We start from the raw sequence: 21258 nt of genomic DNA, 5'->3' as shown, positions 1-21258 counted from the left end.
AATATGAAGCGCCCGACTGGGTACTGACGGCTTAGCTTCGCTTAAAGCCTTAGGGACATTGACCTTCACGATTTCAGGTTGATTTTCCATAAAAAAATACCTCACCAATATGTTTGATGAGATAATCATAATTCGAATTCCGCCTAAATCATAGACGGTCGGTTATTAGGTGCTTACATTCTGTTAACTCTTGATACATTAAATACTCAAAGAAGTTATCTAAAAGACCATTAAATAGTGCCATAATTATTTCCTCGTTTATCCAGCTTAGTTTGTATGAAATCGGCTGATATCACTGGTCGATCAATATTACGACCTCTTTCATTAACATAACTATCGGTGGTTAAAACTCGCCCATAAAACTTAATTGGCTCATTTTCCTGTAGTTTGACGCCCCCACGAGCAAAATTCGATAGATTATATTTCAATTTTATCGTTCTAGACTCATCATTATCATCTAATGCCACTAGCAAATACTTTTCACTCAAGTCAACATTCTGAATATGACCAATTTGAAAAATTCGAGATCCATAGTATAACCCCGTATTATCATACAGATTATCAAACGAAACATATGAATAATGCTTTCGTTCAGTACTATTAAATTCATCAATTGATCTTTGTTTAGATTTATCTATCCAAATAATCTTTGTTTCAAAAATGCTACTTATATCTCTTGGTGAAAGAATATAAATTATCGGTACGATAAGTGTACACAAGAAGACGATAAAGAATCTAGTCGGTAAATTTTTTATCATTTAATTCCCCCAATAATCTCAAGATACCAAAGGTATAGACAAATTTCAATTGAATTACGCCACTTAATTATTTAAATAAAATTCTATTAATTACCCAATAAAAAATACCCCTAAATAGCTATTTAAGAGTATCTTAGACATTTATTGTTTCAACTTTAATGATATTGTCATTCATTGATAATCCTTCAACAATATCGACATAATCTAGACTTTTACCGAAATCGATCGAATAAACATTGGTATAAACCTTCTGATCATCACGTTTTATGACGCTAAAGCGTACACCTTCGACAGTAATATCATTCTTTCTAAAATAATCATCAATGAATTTCTTAGTATCGATCTTATGAACATACTCAATTTTCAACTTACGTACGGGACTGATCCGAATTATTTTCTTTAAAAATCCTAACACTGCATACACCACCAAGAATCCTGCTATTGCAATTATATAGTCGCCCATACCAACAGCCAGCCCAATACATGCCACAACCCAAAGACTTGCCGCAGTTGTTAATCCTCTGATTGAATGATGTTCAACAATTATTGTTCCAGCACCTAAAAAACCAATTCCACTAACAACCTGTGCAATTAGACGTGCATCATCAGCTCTCAAAACACCCTTCAATTGAGGATATTGTCGCGCCATTTCCAAAGCGTTAAATCCAATATTCTGTTGAATCATTGCAATAATACAAGCACCTAAACAAACTAAAACATGTGTTCTTAATCCGGCAGGTCGATGTTTATATGCTCGATCAATTCCAATGATACCGGCAAATATAACTGACACCAGTAATCTAATTACTACCGTAAGAACACTTAACTGACTAATCAAACAATCCCTCCAATGTTCTTATTAATTAATATATATTCAAGTATATCATTATCATTCATCTCATTATAATTACCCTTTTTAATCTTAAGATTGATTAAATAATTTAAGGATATCTTTCGAATCACTTATCAATAACTCATCAACAAAATTATTTTTCAATAGTTTTGTTGTAATACCCGCCAAATAGCTAACATGTTCAAAATTATTCTCTGTTTTCGGCGTTAACAAAGAAATAATCAATTTGATTTTTTTGCCATTTCCCCAAGTAATCGGCTTTGATAAACGTACTATCAGCATCTTCATTACTAAAACATTTTCGTCTTGAACGTGTGGCATAGCTACTCTGTCAGACAGATTAGTTGATGCCTGGGATTCCCGTAATAGATATTTACCATAAAGAGACTCCGCATCCGAAACAATTCCAGATTTCTTTGCTAAATTAGCCAAATATTTCAATAATCCATCCTGACTATCAATATTAACATCCAAAATAATATCATCCTGTGATAAAACTTCTGAAAAGTTGTCAATTTTATCAATATGTGCCTGAAGAGTAGATACATTACTATCTTTAACAACCACAACCTTTTGCCTATTCTGGCTTACTTTGCCATTAAAAATATTTTGAACTTTATTCCAAAACGACATTTTTAGCCTCCATATGAAAATAGTTATCTGTCTTTATGATACCTTTTTTAGATAAAAAAGCCGTAAAATTATTTGTATAATTTTACGGCTTAGAAATTAATTTTTAAAAAGATTTAAAATTTCAGCTTTTGTTTTTGCGTTACGCAATGATTCAACAAAATCTTCATGCATTAATAATTTAGAGGTGCTTGATAGATATTCAAGGTGATTACTACCGTTATCCTCATCTGGAATCAAGAACGAAATAACTATATCAACAGGTTGATTATCAAAAGTCTTCCATTCGATTGGTTTAGCTAATTTTGCAATCAACATAGCTGATCCTTGGATTGATTTATCTTGTGCGTGAGGAATGGCTATTCCCTTTTCCATTCCCGTTGAGCTTTCAGCCTCACGTGCTAAATATTTTTTGTAAACTGCATCTGGATCAGTTGTATAATTTAATTTTTTAGAAAAGTTAGCTAAATATTGTAATAATTCATCTCGTGATGAAACCTTAACATCTAAGGCAATATTATCTTCGTTTAAGATTTCGCTTAGATCATTTTCATTCGACAACTCTTCATCATCACTATTATCATTAACGACCACATTACCAACAGGTGTAGCCGCAACTGTATCATGTTTGCTTTGACGTCCAGCAATGATAGAAAGTAGAAATCCTGAAACTAAAGCACCAATAACTATCCACAATACCCAAAGCAATGGTTTATTAACTAATGGTAAAACAATGAAACCACCATGTGGTGCAGGAACCGAAATTCTTGTCATATAAGTTAGAATAGCAGCAATTGCTGATCCAACCATAAATGATGGCAAATTCAAAAGCGGATTCTTTGCGGCAAATGGAATAGCACCTTCAGTAATATGTGTTGAACCTAATAAGAAATTAACATATCCTGCACTACGCTCCTTAGCTGTATATGCTTTTTTATTAAAGAGAACTGCAAATCCAGTTGCTAATGGTGGTGCAATACATGCTGCAGAAACTCCGGCCATAAAGTAATAATTTCCTTGTGCTAATAAAGCTGTACCAGTTAAATATGCGGCTTTATTAATAGGACCACCCATATCAGCGGCACACATAATTCCTACAATCAATCCCAAAAGAATTGGACTAGAGTTTTCCATACTCTTCAAGAATGACATCATACCTTGATTAAGATCTTTCATTGGAACTGACAGATACCACATGATCGTACCTGAAATTAGAACCCCAAGTACGGGAAAAATAAAAATTGATTTTAATCCATCAAGAGATTTTGGTAAAGATTTAAATAACTTAGCTAATAATACAGCTACGTATCCAGCAAGGAATCCACCAAGAATTCCACCTAAGAAACCTGTTCCATTAGTATAAGCAATCATTCCGGTTACGAATCCTAATACCAAACCTGTTCTCTTACCAATTGCTTCAGCAATATAAGCACAAAGTACTGGTACCATCAGATTCATAGCAAAACCACCAATGGTATTTAACAAGGCAGCAATTGCATTGTATTCGGCACTCTTAGGATCAGCCGAATTAATTCCCCAGAAAAATGATACCGCTGTCAAAACACCACCAGCAACAACTAATGGTAACATGTGTGAAACACCATTCATTAAATATACATATAATTTATGCCAAAATGAACCACTTAATTCAGCTTCTTCAGAACTGTTTGACTTAGCTCCACCAGCACTATGATATACGGGAACATTTTTATCGTTTAAAATCTTGTCAATTAATTGATCTGGTTCTTTCATTCCTTTAGTAACAGAAACATTAATCAGACGTTTACCATCGAAACGATCAATATCAACATCCTTATCAGCAGCTATAATGACACCATCTGCTTGATCAATCTCATTTTGAGTAAAGGCATGTTCTACTCCTGATTGTCCGTGTGTTTCAACTTTGATGGAAATTCCACGTTTCTTAGCAGCTTCTTCCAACGCTTCTTGTGCCATATATGTATGGGCAATTCCCGTTGGACAGCCGGTTGCAGCAATAATTTGATATTTTGCCATAACTATCCCTCCATTTTTTCAATTTTAATTTGTTGCATTAATTCTGAAACGTCTTCAAAATTAGTTAATCCCGAACTAGCAGCCGTTGAACTAGCAGCAGCTATACTTCTTTGTAAGTTATCGGCTACGGTCATCCCCTGTTCAATACCAGCAATAAATGTTCCAAGCATTGTATCTCCAGAACAAGCAGTATTAACAACTTTAATCTTGGGTGCATTACCAAAAACGACTTGTTTTTCATCCACATATAAGGCGCCTTTACTACCAATTGAAAGTAAAATTCTTTGTGCACCTTCATCTAACAATTTTTTAGAATATTTAATCAAGGTTGATAAATCATGACTGTCATTCTCGCCAAACCAAGATAACAATTCCTCATCATTAGGCTTTAATAAAAATGGATGATATTTAATAGCATCAAGAACTTCGTTATAACTAGTATCAATCAATAAATCAAAGTTTTGCTTCTCAGCCATTTGAGCTATTTCAACAATAATATTAGGTTTGATTCCTCTGGAAAAACTACCAGATACTACTAATTTATCGCCAGATTTCAACTTAGCAACTTTATTTAAAAATTCTTGAACTTTTTTTTCGTTAACCTCAGGACCATTATTAACTTGTTTATACTCAGTATCAGTATCTACGACACGTGTAAATACATTTATTCGAGAAATTCCATCGATATGTGTGAAATCAGTTTCAATACCCTTTTTTCTCAATGATTCTTCAATAAAGTCGCTTGTAAAACCTCCCCCAACGCCAAGAGCTGTATTTTTTACACCTAAATGTTTTAGAATAAAAGAAACATTTACTCCCTTACCATTTGGTTGAATATCGTAACTATTAGTTCGATTAACAACCTCTGGCTTTAGGTGAGGCGTTTCAATGAATAAATCTATTGCTGGATTTAATGTACATGTATAAATCATTATTATTTAGCCCCTTCTTGATTTCTTATATATATAATAGCTTGTGTTATGATGTAAATGTTTTCATAATTATTGAATAAGTTAAAAATATTGAAAAATAAATTACAAAATAGGATGATTCAATGACAAACAAGTTAAGTTCTTCCGAAAGTTTTCTCTGGAATTATATCCAAGAAAATTTGACTGATATTCCCAATCTTTCAATTGTCAAACTAAGTGAAGATGCAAATGTTTCTACGGCAACTATTGTTAGAACTATGAAGAAAAAAGGTTATTCTGGTTATACTGATTTTCGACAACAACTAATTTCAAAAACTAAAAACAATGTACAATATCAAAATCTTGAAAAAGTTGACCATGATATTAAGCAAGCTATCTTTAAAAATAAATATGAAGTTGATAATACTCTTAGCATGTTAAATGTTGGATCAATTGAAGATGCTATCCAAAAAATAAAAAAATCCTCAGATATTTATATTTTTGCTCGAGGTTTTTCAGAGTTTATTGCTCAAGAGATGTTAGTAAAGTTGCAACTCTTAGGTAAAAATTGCATTATGAGTTCTGATCCTAATATCATTGTGACTTTAAGTAAACGAATCAAACGTGAAGATCTAGTTATTTTGATTACACTAAATGGCGAGACTAAAGAATTGGTCGCAGGGGCTAAAAATGCCTTCGAAAATGGTGTTAGTACTATAACAATCACTACCAATGAAACTGGTTCGATCAACCAATATTCGGAAATGACCTTATTAGGTTTTAAGTCTCAAACATCATACTTCCCTGATTACGAAGTTAGATCTCGCTTACCTCTACAAGTCATCAGTCGGATTCTTTTAGACTCATACGTAATTCGTACTGCCAAGGAATAATTAAATAAACTAAAAGGCACTTGTTCTAGCAACTATTTTAATAGTTACTAGAACAAGTGCCTTTTTTACCCGAAAATTGAGTATATATTCTAATTCATTATTTTTTCTAACCATATTGGCAACAATTCATTCAATTGTTGATAGGTTCGATCAAATTTATGATCATACCACGGATCTTGAACTTCCAATTTTTTTCCTATTGCTTCATAAGCTAAATAAATCTTATTACGATATTCTACAGGTGCCATTTGTTTTAAATCAATAATATTCTGTTGATCCATACCAATAATAATATCTGCTTGCTCAAAATCGCTTAAAGTTATCTGTCTAGCATAATGCTCAATAATAGGAATATTATGTTCTTTTAGCTCTGCTATTGTCCCCGGATGAGGAGAATTTCCAATCTCGTAGGTTGATGTCGCACAAGATTTTACTTGAATTTGTGAATTTAAATTTTGATTTGTTATTAGATTTTGCATTATCATCTCGGCCATTGGCGAGCGACAAATATTTCCTAAGCAAACAAAAATTATTTGTTTCATTTTATAACAGTCCTAAACGTTTTTTTACTTCTTGCAATTGAGCTTCCAAAACAGGATCTTTTCGACTTAAAACATCTAGCGCCCCTGCTTGTTTAGTTTGAGATTGTGTTTTCTTTTCTTGAGTTTTTTTAGTAGGTGTTGATTTAGCGTTGGTTTCAGTTTTTTTATACTTTCTTACCCAAGCGGCCACTTGTTGATACGAAATTCCATACTTCTTACCAGTAGCCTTGTAATTGTTATCATGCTCAAGTGCATATTGTGCAATTTCTTTTTGTTGACTCTCGTTGTAATTCATACTAAAAACTCCTAAACGGCTTAATACTAAAAATTATACCATAGAAAATTGTCGGATTATTGATGTAACAAAGTTTTAACAGTCATACTAATAATTTGGGTACAAAAAAATGGTAGCTCAGGGAGGAACCACCATTAAATCGACAATAGTATTTTAACCATTATTATCATGAAATTATCAAGAAAGAGGAAATGTAGGATTTATCTCCCCTTCGATTATTAATAATATCACATTCAAATTTAAAATCAGCTATTTTTTAAAAAACAACATATTTTTGTAAAATAACCTATTTATTTCGATTTGTTAACCCTTCCATAGTTACGAAACGTTATTCAGATAATAATTTATTCGCAAAAAAGGCAATGTTCAAGAACTAAAAAATGACAATAATGTAATAATAATACAATAAAAGTTACAATCGCATTGAAATACAATTTCCTATTATATGTATTCCATCAGCCATCTATATGTTTTTAAAAATATGCATTAGTTTTGCCAATGTTTCATTGCCGACCATATTATGACGGTAAACAAACAGAATAAAAAAAGACGGAAGTTGTATGTCAATATCAATAACTTGAATACCTGGAACGTCTTGAAAGGCAGTCTCAGCCACAAAACTAATTCCTTTATCTGCTCTAACTAAATTTAACATCAATTTATAGTCGTCTGTTTGAAACATTGTCTTCGGGGTGACGTTGTAATGTTCCGTAATATGACGTAAAACCTGACTATGTACTGAACTTTCACTTAAGGAAATAAAATCCTCTTTAAATAAATCAGCAATCGAGGTGATGTGGGAAATATCACGATTCTTTGAAGCGATAAATTTAAAATGATGTTCTTTAATTAATTGATAATCCAAGTGGTTCTCTTGAGGTAACACAGTCGTCCCTAAGAATGACAAATCAATTTCCCCATTAACCAACTTTTCTAACAATTCTTTTGAACCATCAGATATTGGTTCGATTGATTTTAATAAATCTTCATCCCGCAAGGGTTCAAATACTTTAGGGATTACATAGTTAGTAATAATTGGAGGCCATCCCATAACGATCTTTTCCCGTTTTATTCGGTCCATATCAACACTTATCAAATCATTTTCTCGAAGGATTCGATCAATGTGTGTCAACAATTGTTCCCCGGCGTATGTCAACGACAAAGAATTGGCATAACTTTTTCGTTTTACCAACGATAATCCATATGAATCCTCAAGCCGCTTCAATGAATAAGTGATGGTTGGTTGACTAACACCAAAGAAATTAGCTGTATCAGAAAAATTCTTTAATTCAGATAATTTTTTAAAATATTGATAATCTTTTAAGTTCATTCTCTCACCTATAAATATTATTTATTAATGATAACATATTTGACTATATTTTTTATAGGGGTATATAGTACTGTTCGAATGTTAATTCAGAGATATTTTTTAAATAAATTATATTAATTAGGAGGTTTCATTTTATGAAGTCTGAAGGATTAGATTTATTAAATAATCATTTCTTAAACAAAGGTACTGCCTTTACTAAGGAAGAAAGAAAAGAAAACAAAATCGAAGGTTTATTGCCACCTTTTGTTCAAACTTTGGATCAACAAGTGGAACAAGCTTACGAAAATTACAACGCTAAGGAAACATTCTTAGCTAAAAGAATGTATTTGATGGATTTGTTCAACGAAAACGTTACATTATTCTACAAATTATTCAGTGAACACGTTAACGAATTCATGCCAGTTGTTTATGACCCAACTATTGCTGACACGATCGAAAATTACAGTCATTTCTTCTTAGACCCACAAAATGCTGCATTCTTATCAATCGATGAACCTGAAGATATCAAAGCTGCTTTGCAAAATGCTGCTAAGGGTCGCGACATCAAATTGATCGTTGTTACTGATGGTGAAGGAATTCTTGGTATTGGTGATTGGGGTGTTCAAGGTGTTGACATCTCTGTTGGTAAATTGATGGTTTACACAGCTGCTGCCGGTGTTGATCCTAAATCTGTTCTCCCAGTCGTTCTTGATGTTGGTACTAACAGAAAAGAATTACTTGCTGACGATCTATATATGGGAAATCATCATCAACGTGTTACAGGCGACAAATATTACAATTTTGTCGATAAATTCGTTGAAACCGCTGAAGACTTATTCCCTAATATGTATTTGCACTTTGAAGACTTTGGTCGTAGTAATGCTGCTAATATCTTAAACAAGTACAAAGACCAAATTCTTACATTTAATGATGATATTCAAGGTACAGGTATTATTACATTAGCTGGTATTCTTGGAGCTTTGAATATTTCTAAAGAAAAACTTACTGATCAAGTTTACATGTCATTTGGTGCTGGTACTGCTGGTGCTGGTATTACTAAGAGAATTTTTGATGCTATGGTCGAGGAAGGACTTTCTGAAGAAGAAGCAAAGAAACACTTCTACTTAGTTGATAAGCAAGGACTATTGTTCGACGATACAGAAGATCTAACACCTGAACAAAAACCATTCACAAGACAACGTAGTGAATTCAGTAATGCTGATGAACTAACAAACTTAGAAGCTGTAGTTAAAGCTGTTCATCCAACAATCTTAGTTGGTACATCAACACAACCTGGTACATTTACAGAACCAATTATCAAGGAAATGGCTGCTCATACAGAACGTCCTATTATCTTCCCATTATCAAATCCTACAAAACTTGCTGAAGCTAAGGCTGAAGATCTTTTGAAATGGACCAATGGTAAAGCCTTAATTGCTACTGGTATTCCGGTTGAACCTGTTGAATATAATGGTGTTACATATCATATTGGTCAAGCTAACAATGCTTTGGTTTATCCTGGTCTTGGTCTTGGTTCAATGGCTGTTAATGCCAAGTTGCTATCAGACGGCATGATTAATAAAGCTGCTCATTCACTAGGTGGTATTGTTGATCCTACACAACCAGGTGCCGCTGTTCTTCCTCCAGTTTCAAAACTAGACGAATTTAGTATGACAGTTGCCGTTGGTGTTGCTCAACAAGCTATTGATGAAAAGCTTTCAAATGCGACTGATGCTAAAAAAGCTGTTGCTGATCTAAAGTGGGAACCTAAATATTAATTAAGTAAATTTTGTCAAATAAAGGGGAATTTTATTCATGGAAGCATTTATTACTTCACTTGAAAGTGTTGCTGAAATCGTTCTTGTTATTGCCTTGGGGTATTGGTTAAGAGGCTCTGGCCGTTTAGGCGATGAATTTAAAGGTAACATTTCATTTATCATTATGAAAGTTGCTTTACCAGCTTCAATCTTTGTTTCAGTTCTTAAATATTTAAATCGTGATAAATTAGCCAGTTTATCTGGTGGTTTAATCTTTACTTTTGCCAGTTTTACAATTGGCTATATTGTGGCTTGGCTCTTAACAAAGGTCTTCCGTATTAGAAAGGGCCGTCGTGGTACATTCATTAATATGTTTGTTAACGCTAATACAATTTTTATCGGTTTACCTTTGAATATGGCTTTGTTTGGTACTAAGAGTTTGCCATACTTCCTTATCTACTATGTTATGAACACTGTTTCAACTTGGGCCGTTGGTATCTTCTTCATTTCTAATGATGATCCAACTGTTCAAAAGGGCAATAAGAAGGAAGACTTTAACTGGAAGAAGTTACTACCTGCTCCACTTGTTGGTTTCTTAGTTTCATTAGTCTTCTTGCTTCTAGCTATTCCTGTTCCAGCTTGGATCGATAAGACCCTTGATATGGTTGGTGGAATTGTTACACCTATGTCACTTATCTACATTGGTATTATTTTGGCCGATGCTGGTTTGAAATCAATCAAATTTGACCGTGATACAATCTTGGCCTTACTTGGTAGATTCGTTGTAGCTCCAATCATCATGATCAGTATTATCTTAGTTGGTCAATCAATGTCTGGTTCAACAATGCCTGCTCTTGAATCAAGTTCATTCATCATTCAATCAGCTGCTCCTGGACTTGCTGTATTGCCTATCCTAGTTGGTCAATCACATGGTGATGTTGAATATGCAACTAACTTAGTTACAACCTCAACTGTTTTATTCGTTATCGTTGTGCCTATTCTTATGCAAGTTATTAATATCATATAATTTCAAACTATTTGAACATTTGAAAACCATTCAATCCTCCTCAAATAGATAATAAAATACCCGTTACCAACAATCTGCGGTTGGTAACGGGTATTTTTTAATCCTTAGGTGCAACTAAAGAAATTAAACGATTTACTAATTCACAAATTCTTTCAGCATCATCATCCAGATCAAGTGGTTTACGTTCATTGACCATGGTATGACTCAATTGCAACAAACTAATAGAATCAGTCTTATCATTAAAATCAGCAATCGGTAAAGTAACCATATGCTCATAAATTGATACCTGTCCTGGTTGGACATTAACGATTCGGGAACCTTCCGGCATACTTAGTACATAACTTTTAATTCTTTTTAAACTAAACTTATCTTGATAAAAACCATAGATAACCGTTAACTCATCCATGATATATTTGATTTCATTATTCAAATCACATTACCCCCGAGATATAAAACTTTCGCACCTCAAGTATCTCGCAAAAATGGTTTCATTGACAAGTGAATCAGTCTAATTTTTTCAAATTCTCCAACTACAAAGGGAGTATAACTTAGATGTAGAATTCCTAACAAGTCATCAATTTAAGTTTTTAATAATAGTAATTTGGCTTTTAATTTGAAGATTTTTTTATAAAATAACGTATTGCTAACTGACATATTCCAACAAGGATAACTGCAATAACTAATACTAGTAAGTTAATCATTCTTATTTCAGAATTCTGAACAACACCAGCGCCATCAGTTTTGCGAATTAAAATCCAAACAAATCCAATAATAAATACAATCGACCAAAAGATATTTAATCCCTTCCATACCTTCATTTAAGTCCTCCTTTTAATTTCAGAAATATTTTAACAAGTAGACCATATAACATTTACTTAAATTCTACAAATATGAATATGCTATACTTAAAGGAAAATTTTTATTAATTATGGAGAATTAAATTGAAAATTATTAGCGTACATGAGAGAACCAACGAATTAATTGAACAATTAATCATCATTTGGGAAAGTTCCGTACGTGCCACACATTCTTTTCTATCTGATAATGCTATTGAAAACTTTAAAAAATCTTTACCCCAAATAATAATGAATGTTCCTGAACTAATTGTTGTTCAAAACGAACAACAAACTTATGTGGCCTTTATGGGGATAGACAAAAATGAACTAGAAATGTTATTTGTTTCAGCGGACCAACGTGGTCAAGGAATTGGTAAAAAGCTTATTACTTATGGTATTGAAAATTATAATGTTAATCAATTGACCGTCAATGAACAAAACCCACAAGCTGTCGGATTTTATCAACATATGGGATTTGAAATATATAAACGTACGGAGCTTGATGATTCAGGTAATCCTTATCCTACCCTATATATGAAGAAAAAAGACACAACTTATTTTGCCTAGGACTAATAAAGCTAATATTTTGAATAGGCATGAGTATAAATAGTTCTATTCTAAATTCTTAAATATACTAAAAATAGTCTGTATTGAAATCAACCATGTTTTTCTCAAGCATGATTGATAATCAATACAGACTATTTATTTTGATCAACTAAAACTATTTTAATATTTATAATCTAATTATGTTCTTTTATTTTGTATTTTTAATTAAACGGGCTATATTTTCGCTAACTTGTTGTAAGTTCTTATCAGTGTCCTGAATAGCTTTAGACAATTCTTCAACACCTGGAACACAAGTAAAGATTGCATCGATTCCTAATGGATAAAGTTCTGAAATTTTTTCTCCAACTGAACCTGCAATGGCTATTACTGTTGTTTTAGGATTAACTGCTTTAGTGGCTTTAGCCACTCCGATCGGAGTTTTACCAAATTTAGTTTGAAAATCAATCTGTCCCTCACCAGTTACAACTATATCGGCATCTTGAACCTTTTCTTTGAGACCAGTGTAATCAATCACAATATCGACCCCCGAACGCATTTGGGAATTTGTAAAGGCTAATAAACCAGCTCCAAGTCCACCTGCAGCACCAGCACCAGGTGTTGTTTCTAAGTCTTTTTGAAGATCACGTTTAATAATTCTAGCGTAATGGCTTAAAGCATCATCCAAAAACTCCACCATTTCATCACTAGCACCCTTTTGTGGTCCAAAGACATGGCTAGCACCATTGGGTCCAGTTAGAGGATTAGTAACATCTGAAGCAATAATAACCTTGACATCTTTCAATTCTGGCATCATTTCTGAAATATCAATTTTTTCTAGTTTGGCTAACATGGCACCGCCATATTGTAGTTCTTCATTATTTTCATCCAATAGATGAGCACCCAAAGCTTGCGCCATACCTGCTCCACCATCATTTGTTGCTGAACCACCAATACCAATGATGATTGTTTTAGCACCATTTTTGATAGCTGATCTCATTAATTGTCCAGTACCAAAAGTAGTTGTAATATAAGGATTTTGAGTAAATTGATTAATATATTGGATTCCACTGGCTTCAGCCATTTCAATCACAGCGACATCTTCATCTATCAGTCCATAGTGTGCTTGTGTTGGTTTTCCCAAGGGATTAGTAACTGTTTCAGTAACTATTTTTCCATCTTTAGCATCAACCAACGACTGAACTGTTCCCTCACCGCCATCTGCCATAGGTACATTGAGATACTCGGCGTCAGGATAAACTTTTTCAAAACCTCTGCGCATTGATTCAGCAACTTCTTTGGCTGTCAATGAATTTTTATATGAATCTGGGGCTAAAACAATTTTCATAATATTCCACCTCTAGAACAAGTTTCCATACATCAGTGTTGCAACAATTGTCATTGAAAGTCCAACCAACATTTCCCAAAAGACAACTGTCATTCTTTCTTTAAAGCTCATATTTACTGCCTTAGCAGTCACATGGAAGTAATTACCATGTGGCAATTGATCAATTACTGTGGCTCCAGTATGAACCATAGCAGCTGCACCTGTACCAGATATTCCAAATGACATGATTGACTTACTAAATGAATTAGAAGCCAAAATTACACCAGTTGATGTCGAAGCAGTAGCCGCAGCCATTAGAATACCAGCAATTGGGGCTAAGAATGTTCCTGAAACTCCTGACGTTTGAACAATCTCAACTACCTTTTGTGGCAAATTGGAGGCTCCAACTAGACCAGCAATGGCACCAGCACCGATCAAAATCAAAACAACATCAGTCATCTTAGCCAATCCTTTAGTCATATACTCTAAGAACTTTTTTCTTTGACCCATTGCAAAAGTTCCAATTAATCCAGCAATCGGCAAAATATACATAGCATCTAAGTTAAATGATGCCAAGGATTTAATTCCTAAAATATCACCAATCGGTGTGATCAAAAGTAATACAATCGCTACCAATGGTGTAACGATTGCTGCCTTCAAACTTGGTAAATCTGTTTGGTTCTTTGATTCAAACTTTTCTGTTTCTGGAACAAAATTACCCTTGTTCTTAATCAATGTGGCTAAAATAACTGTCACAACCAAACCAACAACTGCTGGAATAAAATCTGCAACCATAACTTGTGACAAATTAACATTGAAACCTTTAGCAGCTGCAATTGTATTGGGATTAGGTGAAATAATATTTCCTGCTTTACCACCACCTGATAAAGCAACCAACAAGGAAAGTCTACTGTAATGCATTTTTTGTCCAACCTCTAATGCGATTGGAGCAACAATCAATACTGCAACTGGAATGAAGATTCCAACTCCAGTTAGTACCATTGTTGATAATGCTAAAGCTAAAATTGCTAAACGATCACTAAAATGATTAACAATATTAGAGGCAATTACGTTAGCCGCACCGGACTCCATCATGACCCCGGCCAAAACTCCAGCGGCAATTACTCGAATAATTGTCCCCATAACACCAGAACTTCCTTTGACAATTGTATCAGTCGTCTGAGATAGTGACATTCCTCCCAATAAACAACCAACTATGGCACCAAAAATCAAAGCATAGATTGGATTAACTCGAAATAAAATCAATCCAATTGCTAATAACAACCCCAATAGAGCTGCCCACCAAGCAATAACCATCCTACAAATACATCCTTCCTCAATATGCTTTTTTAATTGTTAAATATTTAACAATTAACTAACGAATGTATGATACCGTGATAAATTTATTTAATCAATGTACAAATGCACAAAAATTATTGTATTTTATATCAAAGGTAATATTTTTTCCTTGATAAATCAATGTTTTATAGTAACAAATTATTGTAAAATATTTATATGCACAAATCATTGATTTTACTTTTTCATGAAACTCAAAAACTGAGGACGATAAATATGAAATTAGACCCAAATCTGGCACAATCAATTGTTGATAAAATGATGGAAAGTGTGCCTTACAATATCAATATGATGAATGAAAAAGGATATATTATTGCCAGTGGCAACAAGGCAAGAATCAATACCCTTCATATTGGTGCTATCGACACAATTCAAAGTGGTAAGACTAAGCCAATGATTGAATCCTATGGAAAATTCGGTCAACCAGGGGTCAACATCCCAGTTGAGTTCAATGGTCAAACTATTGGTGTAATTGGTATTACCGGCGACCCTAAAAAAGTAACACCATTAGCATCGTTGTTAAAAATATCTACTGAATTATTAATTTCGCAGATTCACAATACTCAAATTGAAAATCAACATAAAGAAACCTTGAATCATTTTCTTTACCAATGGGCTAATGCCGAAGACGCATTGACTGATGATAATTTAGTATTACGAGCTCAATCTTTAAACATTGATCTAAGGCTCAAACGCTACGCCGTTATTATCCTAACCAAGTATTTACGCGGATTAACCATTAACTCTAATGATTTTTCTTTTTGTCAAACTCCTGAACAACAATTAATCATTGCCAAAAATGAAAGTGATATGTTGCACTATTTAAAATATTGCCAAGAGAATAACTTGACCATTGGTATCAGTAATAAAAACCGTAATCTGAAGCAAGCTGTACAACAAGCTCAAAGTACGATCAATGTCAGTCAAGAATTACAGTTAGAAAATGTTTATTACTATCATCAAATAAGTTTCTTAAATCATTTACTAGAAAGCAATCTACATTCATTAAAGGCTTTAAGCGTTTTTAAAAACCTTCAAAAAACCAAATCTGGATTAGAATTATTAGAAACGCTTGATTGTTACTTTAAACATAATGGTAATGTGACTGAGACATCACATTCATTAAACGTTCATCGCAATACTACAAATTATCGCCTAAATAATATTTCAGAATACTTTGATTTGAATCTACATGATCTAACAGATACTCTTCAACTATATATTAATTATTTATACTTTAAAAAATATCAATATGAGCATAAATAAATCACATTTTTATTGGACTTTTAAAATCATTTTGTTATTATTTGTTTGAATATAACAATATCGAGGCTTACATTATGGTATTAATGAAACTTAGCTACCGAACAAATTATCTGCATACTTATTTTAAAACAACGGTTGTCTTACCAGATACAGGTAGGGATGATTATTCTGTTGTTTGGCTACTTCATGGTTATACTGGTGATGATACTGCCTGGGGACGGCATGTAAACATTGAACAAATTGCACGCAAATATGATGTGGCAATTATCATGCCTGAGGCAAGAAATTCGTTTTATTCTGATTCGAATTTTATCCCCTACTATTCCTACTTTATTGATGAATTTATCCCTAAAATGCAAAATTTGCTTCCTATTTCTACACAACGATCAAAGAATTACATCGTAGGTTCTAGTATGGGTGGGTACGGAGCATTAAAAATAGCTTTTCTTAATGATGATAAATTCAGCAAAGTTGCTGCATTATCGCCAATTACTGATATTGAACACTTTCGTGATAACCCCAAAAGTCCAATGCCAAAGGATACATTCGATGCTATTTTCAATAGTCCCGAAAAAGTTGCCAAGAATCAACTAATTAATATTTTTAACAAGCGGCAACCTCAACAAGAAATTTTGACTCTTTGCGGAGATGAAGATTTTATGCATGAAGACAATGTAATGTTCAAGAACTTCCTATCTATACATGCCAAAAACAGATATACTTGGATACCTGTTCAAGGAGACCATTCATGGAATACTTGGTCAGAAAATATTAATAAGGTTTTTGATTGGATAGTTTAGATTCTCGAATGAATTTTATGTTGCTATTACACAAATAAAGCTATATTGACGAAATTAAACATGGGTCAATATAGCTTTATTTTAATATATTAATTGCTAATCGTATAAACAATCTTTTCCCTATTCTCTTTTTCTCTTACAAAATGATATGATAAGTTTAATCATAAACTTTATAAAAAAGAAGCTGATTTTATGCAAAAATATTTAACTTTTGATTGCTATGGTACTCTCCTACAAGAAGAGGGTACTTATGATGAAATAGAGGCTGTTGCCGAAAAAATTGGAGTTGATCCTCAGTTAGCACGTAAACTATTCATTCAATATCAGGATAATCGTGATAATCTACATCCCTATATCGATTATTCAATTTTAACCAGAAATAATCTATTACATCTAGACTATAAATTCAATTTAAATCATCAATTTGAAAAATATTACATTAACGTACTAGCGGCTCAGCGTGCTTTGGAACCCTTTTCTGAAGTAGTAGATACGCTCGGTGAACTGATAAATCGAGGATATAAATTGATTCTCATGTCCAATTCATCATGGGATATCATCGATGCCAATGCAAAATCCTTAGAAGTTCCAGTGGATATTTGGACTGCTGAAGATGTACATTCTTACAAACCCGATTTGCACTTTTTTAATACAATTAAAAATGAATATGGATTGACTCCAGATAACCATTGGCACATTGCACAAGGCTACTCCAGCGATATTATCCCCGCTGATAAATTAGGTTGGCCTTCAATTTGGGTAAATAGACCTAATGATGAACCAACTACAAATATTAGACCAACAAAAATGGTTGAAACATTAGATCAAATTCTTGAATATTTATAATAGATTAGTTACTTTATTACATTTAATCGCTATAATTTAGTTAATAAGACTGAAAAGAGGAAGAATGCATGAAAAAAGCTATTTTTGAAAAAGTTGGTCAAATGAAGATTGAAGACATTCAAAAACCAACTGTTCAAGCTCCTGATGATGTTATTATTAAGGTTATTCGTGCCTGTGTTTGTGGTTCTGACCTTTGGGCCTACCGCGGTTTAGAAGATAAAAAAGAAAATTCAGAAAATTCGGGTCACGAGGCTATCGGTATTGTTGAAGCTGTTGGGGATGAAATTACTACCGTTAAACCTGGTGATTTTGTCATTGCTCCATTTACACATGGATGTGGACATTGTCCCGCTTGCTTAGCCGGATTTGATGGCGATTGCCAATCACATACTGACAACTTTAGTAATGGTAATCAAGCTGAATATGTACGTTTCCAACATGGTCAATGGGCTCTCATTAAAGTTCCTGGTCAACCTAGCGACTATTCGGAAGGAATGCTCAAATCGCTATTAACGCTAGCTGATGTTATGGCTACCGGTTTCCACGCCGCCCGTGTAAGCAACGTCAAAGCTGGTGATACGGTGGTCGTCATGGGTGATGGTGCTGTTGGATTATGTGGTATTATTGCTGCCAAAATGTTAGGTGCTAAAAAGATTATTTCTACTAGTCGTCATGAAGATCGTAGACTATTAGCTGAGAAATTTGGTGCAACAGACAACGTAGCTGTTCGTGGAGATGAAGGTATCAAAGAAATTCTTAGATTGACTAACAATTCTGGTGCTGATGCTGTTCTTGAATGTGTGGGAACAGAACTATCGACTGAAACTGCTTTAAAAGTTGGTCGTCCAGGTGCAGTCGTTGGTCGTGTTGGCCTTCCCCATACTGGTAAAATGGATGTTTCTACACCATTTGGCAACAATATTAGTCTTGCTGGTGGACCAGCATCTGTTTCTACCTATGATAAAGAATTACTTTTAAAAGCGGTTTTGGATGGCGAGATTAATCCCGGACTAGTCTTTACAAAGAGTTTTGATTTAGATCATATTAATGATGCCTATAAAGCGATGACTGATAGAAAAGTTATTAAATCATTGATCGTTGTCAGTGATTAAAACTTAAACTCTAGATAATAAATATTTTATAAAAAAAGGAAGAGATTTCTCAAACTTGAGAACCCCCTTCCTATTTTTCTGAAGTAGATATCATGTTAATCTTCTAGAAGAATTTAAATGAATTTTTTGGAGAGAATCAAATTATGAATACAGTTTTTTTACTTTTATTATTAGTAGTAGCCGCTATTATCGCTAATCTTATTCATTATCGATTAAACATTGTCCCCGTAGCTTTTTTACAAATTGGTATGGGACTTTTGCTTACTCTTTTACCAGTTTACCGTAATTTTCATTTAGAACCAGAAATCTTCATGTTTGCCATTATTTCAGTTTTAATGTTTAATGACGGTCAAAATACAAGTCCAGGTCGACTCACGCGCCAATCGGGAACAACTCTCTCATTAGCAGTCGGTTTGGCCATTATTTCTATTCTGATTGTTGGAAATATTGCCCATCTATTACTTCCAAGCCTTTCTCTAGCTCTAGCTTTAGCTTTAGGGGCTATCATAACACCAACCGATGCCGTTGCCGTGACTTCAATTACAAGTAATATATTAGTTCCTTCAGACGTTATGAACACCTTAGAGAATGAATCGCTCTTCAATGATGCTTCTGGAATCGTAGCCTTAAATTTAGCTATTGCGACGGTTGCTACGGGGCAGTTCTCTGTTTGGAATGGTATTGGTAATTTTCTTTATGTATTCTTTGGCGGATTATTAGTTGGTTTAATCCTTGGTACAGTTATTGTAAGTCTTCGGTTAAAACTTATTACTCTTAATGTCGATGCACCTTCTGTAATGGTGCCAATTACCTTGTTGACGCCATTTGCTGTCTATTTTGTTGCAGAAGCAGTTAATGTTTCTGGAATTTTGGCAGTAGTAGTTACTGGCCTACTTCACGGAATACAACAAAATCGCTTACGTTTAACCAGTTCTAGGCTTCAAATAGTATTGAATAGTACCTGGTCAGTTGTTGCTAACACTCTAAATGGAATTGTTTTTGTATTGCTTGGTCTCTCATTACCCCAAGTCGCAATTGATTTATATCGTCAATCAAACGGGACAAAGCTCCCTACACTATTTGGATTAGCAGTAATTCTATATCTTATCATGACTGCCTTACGTTATTTGTGGACTAGATTTAATTTTGCTCAACTATTCGCTACAAGTATGCATGAACGTAATCAAAAGAGTCTAATTATTGCGCTCAGTGGAGTTCATGGAACTATTACATTAGCAATGGCCTTTTCCCTTCCTTACACTCTTAATGGTCATATTGTTCCCTTCCGAAATGAAATAATTTTTATCGCTTCAATCATAATATTGATTAGCCTACTTGTTCCTACTATAGTATTACCTTTGCTACTGCCACAAAGACAGCCTAAATTTACTAATATCGAATTAACAGCGGCCAAGAATGACATGGTAAACGATGCAATCGAAATGATTGCAACTCAATATGGAGATTCAGTTAATGCTAGTCAAATCGTCAACGTTCTAGATGGTCAACGAGTGGCTCAACCTAAAATCAATCGGGATAGATTAACAAAATTGTTTGATCATTGCTTTGAAATAGAGCATGATATTGTTACTAAAATGTTGCAAGATCAGCAAATCACATTAGCTATTGCCCAATTATATATGCGAGCAGCAGAGAATACTTTAATCCGTTATCAAAAATCTAGTTGGCAACGGGGATTTTTATTTCTACGATTCAATTTAATCAAAACTTTTTCGCTGACTAAAGCATCCCGAAAAAGACGGCAGGCCATCCGCCAACAACGTAATAATTGGCGCTCACTTAGTCAGGATGAAGCAACCACAAAAAAACAATTGACATTAGATCAATTAAAAAGTATTGATGAAAATACTTACCCAACCGTAATCAATTATTTAAACGAACAATTACAACAAACACACACTCGAGAAATTGCCATTGTTCGAACGGCATATGATCAAAGACATCGCCAGCTTTTGGGGGAGCAAGATTTTATCGACGAACAAAACAAGATGCTCATCGCCGCCTTTCAACAAGAATATAATTATATTCAAGATCAAATCACAAATAAACAAATTAGCCGAGAATTGGGACAAGCCCTTAATGAACAGGTTTCAACCGATCGATTGGTTTACTTACAATCAATTAATGAAGATTAATTCCAATAAATAAAAACACGATTAA

At 33.7% G+C, this 21258-nt stretch carries 21 protein-coding genes; 9 read left to right on the top strand and 12 right to left on the bottom strand.

Annotation, left to right across the window (positions count from 1 at the left end; translation table 11 throughout):
• Positions 1-230: 230 nt before the first annotated feature.
• From CBP76_RS06185 to pfkB, 5 genes are all read right to left on the bottom strand, one after another.
• A complete protein-coding gene (locus CBP76_RS06185; protein ID WP_102196079.1) occupies positions 231-758 on the bottom strand; it encodes a hypothetical protein in 528 nt (175 codons plus the stop codon).
• 133 nt (positions 759-891) lie between these two features.
• Complete coding sequence (locus CBP76_RS06180) at positions 892-1596, bottom strand: MgtC/SapB family protein (protein ID WP_102196078.1); 705 nt, start codon at positions 1594-1596, stop codon at positions 892-894.
• Between the two features lie 84 nt (positions 1597-1680).
• Complete coding sequence (locus CBP76_RS06175; protein WP_102196077.1) at positions 1681-2244, bottom strand: PTS sugar transporter subunit IIA; 564 nt, start codon at positions 2242-2244, stop codon at positions 1681-1683.
• Positions 2245-2340: 96 nt separating this feature from the next.
• Positions 2341-4257, bottom strand: coding sequence for a fructose-specific PTS transporter subunit EIIC (locus CBP76_RS06170; RefSeq protein WP_102196076.1), 1917 nt, complete (start codon positions 4255-4257; stop codon positions 2341-2343).
• Positions 4258-4259: 2 nt separating this feature from the next.
• Positions 4260-5189 (bottom strand): 1-phosphofructokinase, encoded by a 930-nt coding sequence (gene pfkB, locus CBP76_RS06165; RefSeq protein WP_102196075.1) that lies wholly within the window; start codon positions 5187-5189, stop codon positions 4260-4262.
• Between the two features lie 122 nt (positions 5190-5311).
• Between pfkB and CBP76_RS06160 the strand changes: the two genes are divergently transcribed.
• Positions 5312-6061 carry a MurR/RpiR family transcriptional regulator gene (locus CBP76_RS06160; RefSeq protein ID WP_102196074.1) on the top strand — a complete coding sequence of 250 codons (750 nt, stop codon included), beginning with the start codon at positions 5312-5314 and terminating at the stop codon, positions 6059-6061.
• A gap of 89 nt (positions 6062-6150) precedes the next feature.
• Here CBP76_RS06160 and CBP76_RS06155 read toward each other — a convergent pair whose 3' ends face one another.
• From CBP76_RS06155 to CBP76_RS06145, 3 genes are all read right to left on the bottom strand, one after another.
• A complete protein-coding gene (locus CBP76_RS06155; protein ID WP_102196073.1) occupies positions 6151-6603 on the bottom strand; it encodes a low molecular weight protein-tyrosine-phosphatase in 453 nt (150 codons plus the stop codon).
• 1 nt (position 6604) lies between these two features.
• On the bottom strand, positions 6605-6898 hold the full coding sequence (locus tag CBP76_RS06150) for a helix-turn-helix domain-containing protein (RefSeq protein ID WP_102196072.1): 294 nt from the start codon (positions 6896-6898) through the stop codon (positions 6605-6607).
• A gap of 463 nt (positions 6899-7361) precedes the next feature.
• Positions 7362-8228 carry a LysR family transcriptional regulator gene (locus CBP76_RS06145; RefSeq protein WP_102196071.1) on the bottom strand — a complete coding sequence of 289 codons (867 nt, stop codon included), beginning with the start codon at positions 8226-8228 and terminating at the stop codon, positions 7362-7364.
• 134 nt (positions 8229-8362) lie between these two features.
• Between CBP76_RS06145 and CBP76_RS06140 the strand changes: the two genes are divergently transcribed.
• Together CBP76_RS06140 and CBP76_RS06135 are read left to right on the top strand one after the other, a co-directional pair.
• A complete protein-coding gene (locus tag CBP76_RS06140) occupies positions 8363-9985 on the top strand; it encodes a malolactic enzyme (RefSeq protein WP_102196070.1) in 1623 nt (540 codons plus the stop codon).
• A gap of 37 nt (positions 9986-10022) precedes the next feature.
• Positions 10023-10991 (top strand): AEC family transporter, encoded by a 969-nt coding sequence (locus CBP76_RS06135; protein ID WP_102196069.1) that lies wholly within the window; start codon positions 10023-10025, stop codon positions 10989-10991.
• Between the two features lie 97 nt (positions 10992-11088).
• Here the strand turns inward: CBP76_RS06135 and CBP76_RS06130 are convergent, their stop codons facing one another.
• Both CBP76_RS06130 and CBP76_RS06125 read right to left on the bottom strand, forming a co-directional pair.
• Positions 11089-11421, bottom strand: a complete 333-nt coding sequence (locus CBP76_RS06130) for a hypothetical protein (RefSeq protein ID WP_102196068.1) — start codon at positions 11419-11421, stop codon at positions 11089-11091.
• Positions 11422-11599: 178 nt separating this feature from the next.
• Positions 11600-11809 carry a DUF3923 family protein gene (locus CBP76_RS06125; RefSeq protein WP_102196067.1) on the bottom strand — a complete coding sequence of 70 codons (210 nt, stop codon included), beginning with the start codon at positions 11807-11809 and terminating at the stop codon, positions 11600-11602.
• A gap of 123 nt (positions 11810-11932) precedes the next feature.
• On the opposite strand from CBP76_RS06125, the gene CBP76_RS06120 reads away from it, so the two are divergent.
• Positions 11933-12394, top strand: a complete 462-nt coding sequence (locus CBP76_RS06120; RefSeq protein ID WP_102196066.1) for a GNAT family N-acetyltransferase — start codon at positions 11933-11935, stop codon at positions 12392-12394.
• A gap of 187 nt (positions 12395-12581) precedes the next feature.
• Here CBP76_RS06120 and CBP76_RS06115 read toward each other — a convergent pair whose 3' ends face one another.
• Together CBP76_RS06115 and CBP76_RS06110 are read right to left on the bottom strand one after the other, a co-directional pair.
• Positions 12582-13718: a glycerate kinase family protein gene (locus tag CBP76_RS06115; RefSeq protein WP_102196065.1), complete on the bottom strand. Its 1137-nt coding sequence runs from the start codon at positions 13716-13718 to the stop codon at positions 12582-12584.
• A 12-nt stretch (positions 13719-13730) separates the two neighbouring features.
• The gene (locus CBP76_RS06110) at positions 13731-15014 is read right to left on the bottom strand and encodes a GntP family permease (RefSeq protein WP_102196064.1); all 1284 of its coding nucleotides are present in this window, start codon (positions 15012-15014) and stop codon (positions 13731-13733) included.
• A 255-nt stretch (positions 15015-15269) separates the two neighbouring features.
• Between CBP76_RS06110 and CBP76_RS06105 the strand changes: the two genes are divergently transcribed.
• The 5 genes from CBP76_RS06105 (at position 15270) to CBP76_RS06085 (ending at position 21233) form a co-directional block, all read left to right on the top strand.
• Complete coding sequence (locus CBP76_RS06105; RefSeq protein WP_166667205.1) at positions 15270-16319, top strand: CdaR family transcriptional regulator; 1050 nt, start codon at positions 15270-15272, stop codon at positions 16317-16319.
• Between the two features lie 74 nt (positions 16320-16393).
• Positions 16394-17119: an alpha/beta hydrolase gene (locus tag CBP76_RS06100; protein WP_102196062.1), complete on the top strand. Its 726-nt coding sequence runs from the start codon at positions 16394-16396 to the stop codon at positions 17117-17119.
• A gap of 192 nt (positions 17120-17311) precedes the next feature.
• On the top strand, positions 17312-17965 hold the full coding sequence (locus CBP76_RS06095; RefSeq protein ID WP_102196061.1) for an HAD family hydrolase: 654 nt from the start codon (positions 17312-17314) through the stop codon (positions 17963-17965).
• A 68-nt stretch (positions 17966-18033) separates the two neighbouring features.
• Positions 18034-19077 (top strand): alcohol dehydrogenase catalytic domain-containing protein, encoded by a 1044-nt coding sequence (locus tag CBP76_RS06090; protein ID WP_102196060.1) that lies wholly within the window; start codon positions 18034-18036, stop codon positions 19075-19077.
• A gap of 143 nt (positions 19078-19220) precedes the next feature.
• Complete coding sequence (locus tag CBP76_RS06085) at positions 19221-21233, top strand: cation:proton antiporter (protein ID WP_102196059.1); 2013 nt, start codon at positions 19221-19223, stop codon at positions 21231-21233.
• Positions 21234-21258: the final 25 nt, after the last annotated feature.

Source organism: Companilactobacillus nuruki (assembly GCF_002872255.1).
In the GTDB taxonomy this organism is placed as follows: Bacteria; Bacillota; Bacilli; order Lactobacillales; family Lactobacillaceae; genus Companilactobacillus; species Companilactobacillus nuruki.
The sequence above is the reverse complement of the archived record's forward strand: the minus strand, read 5'-3'. Positions and strand labels throughout refer to the sequence as shown.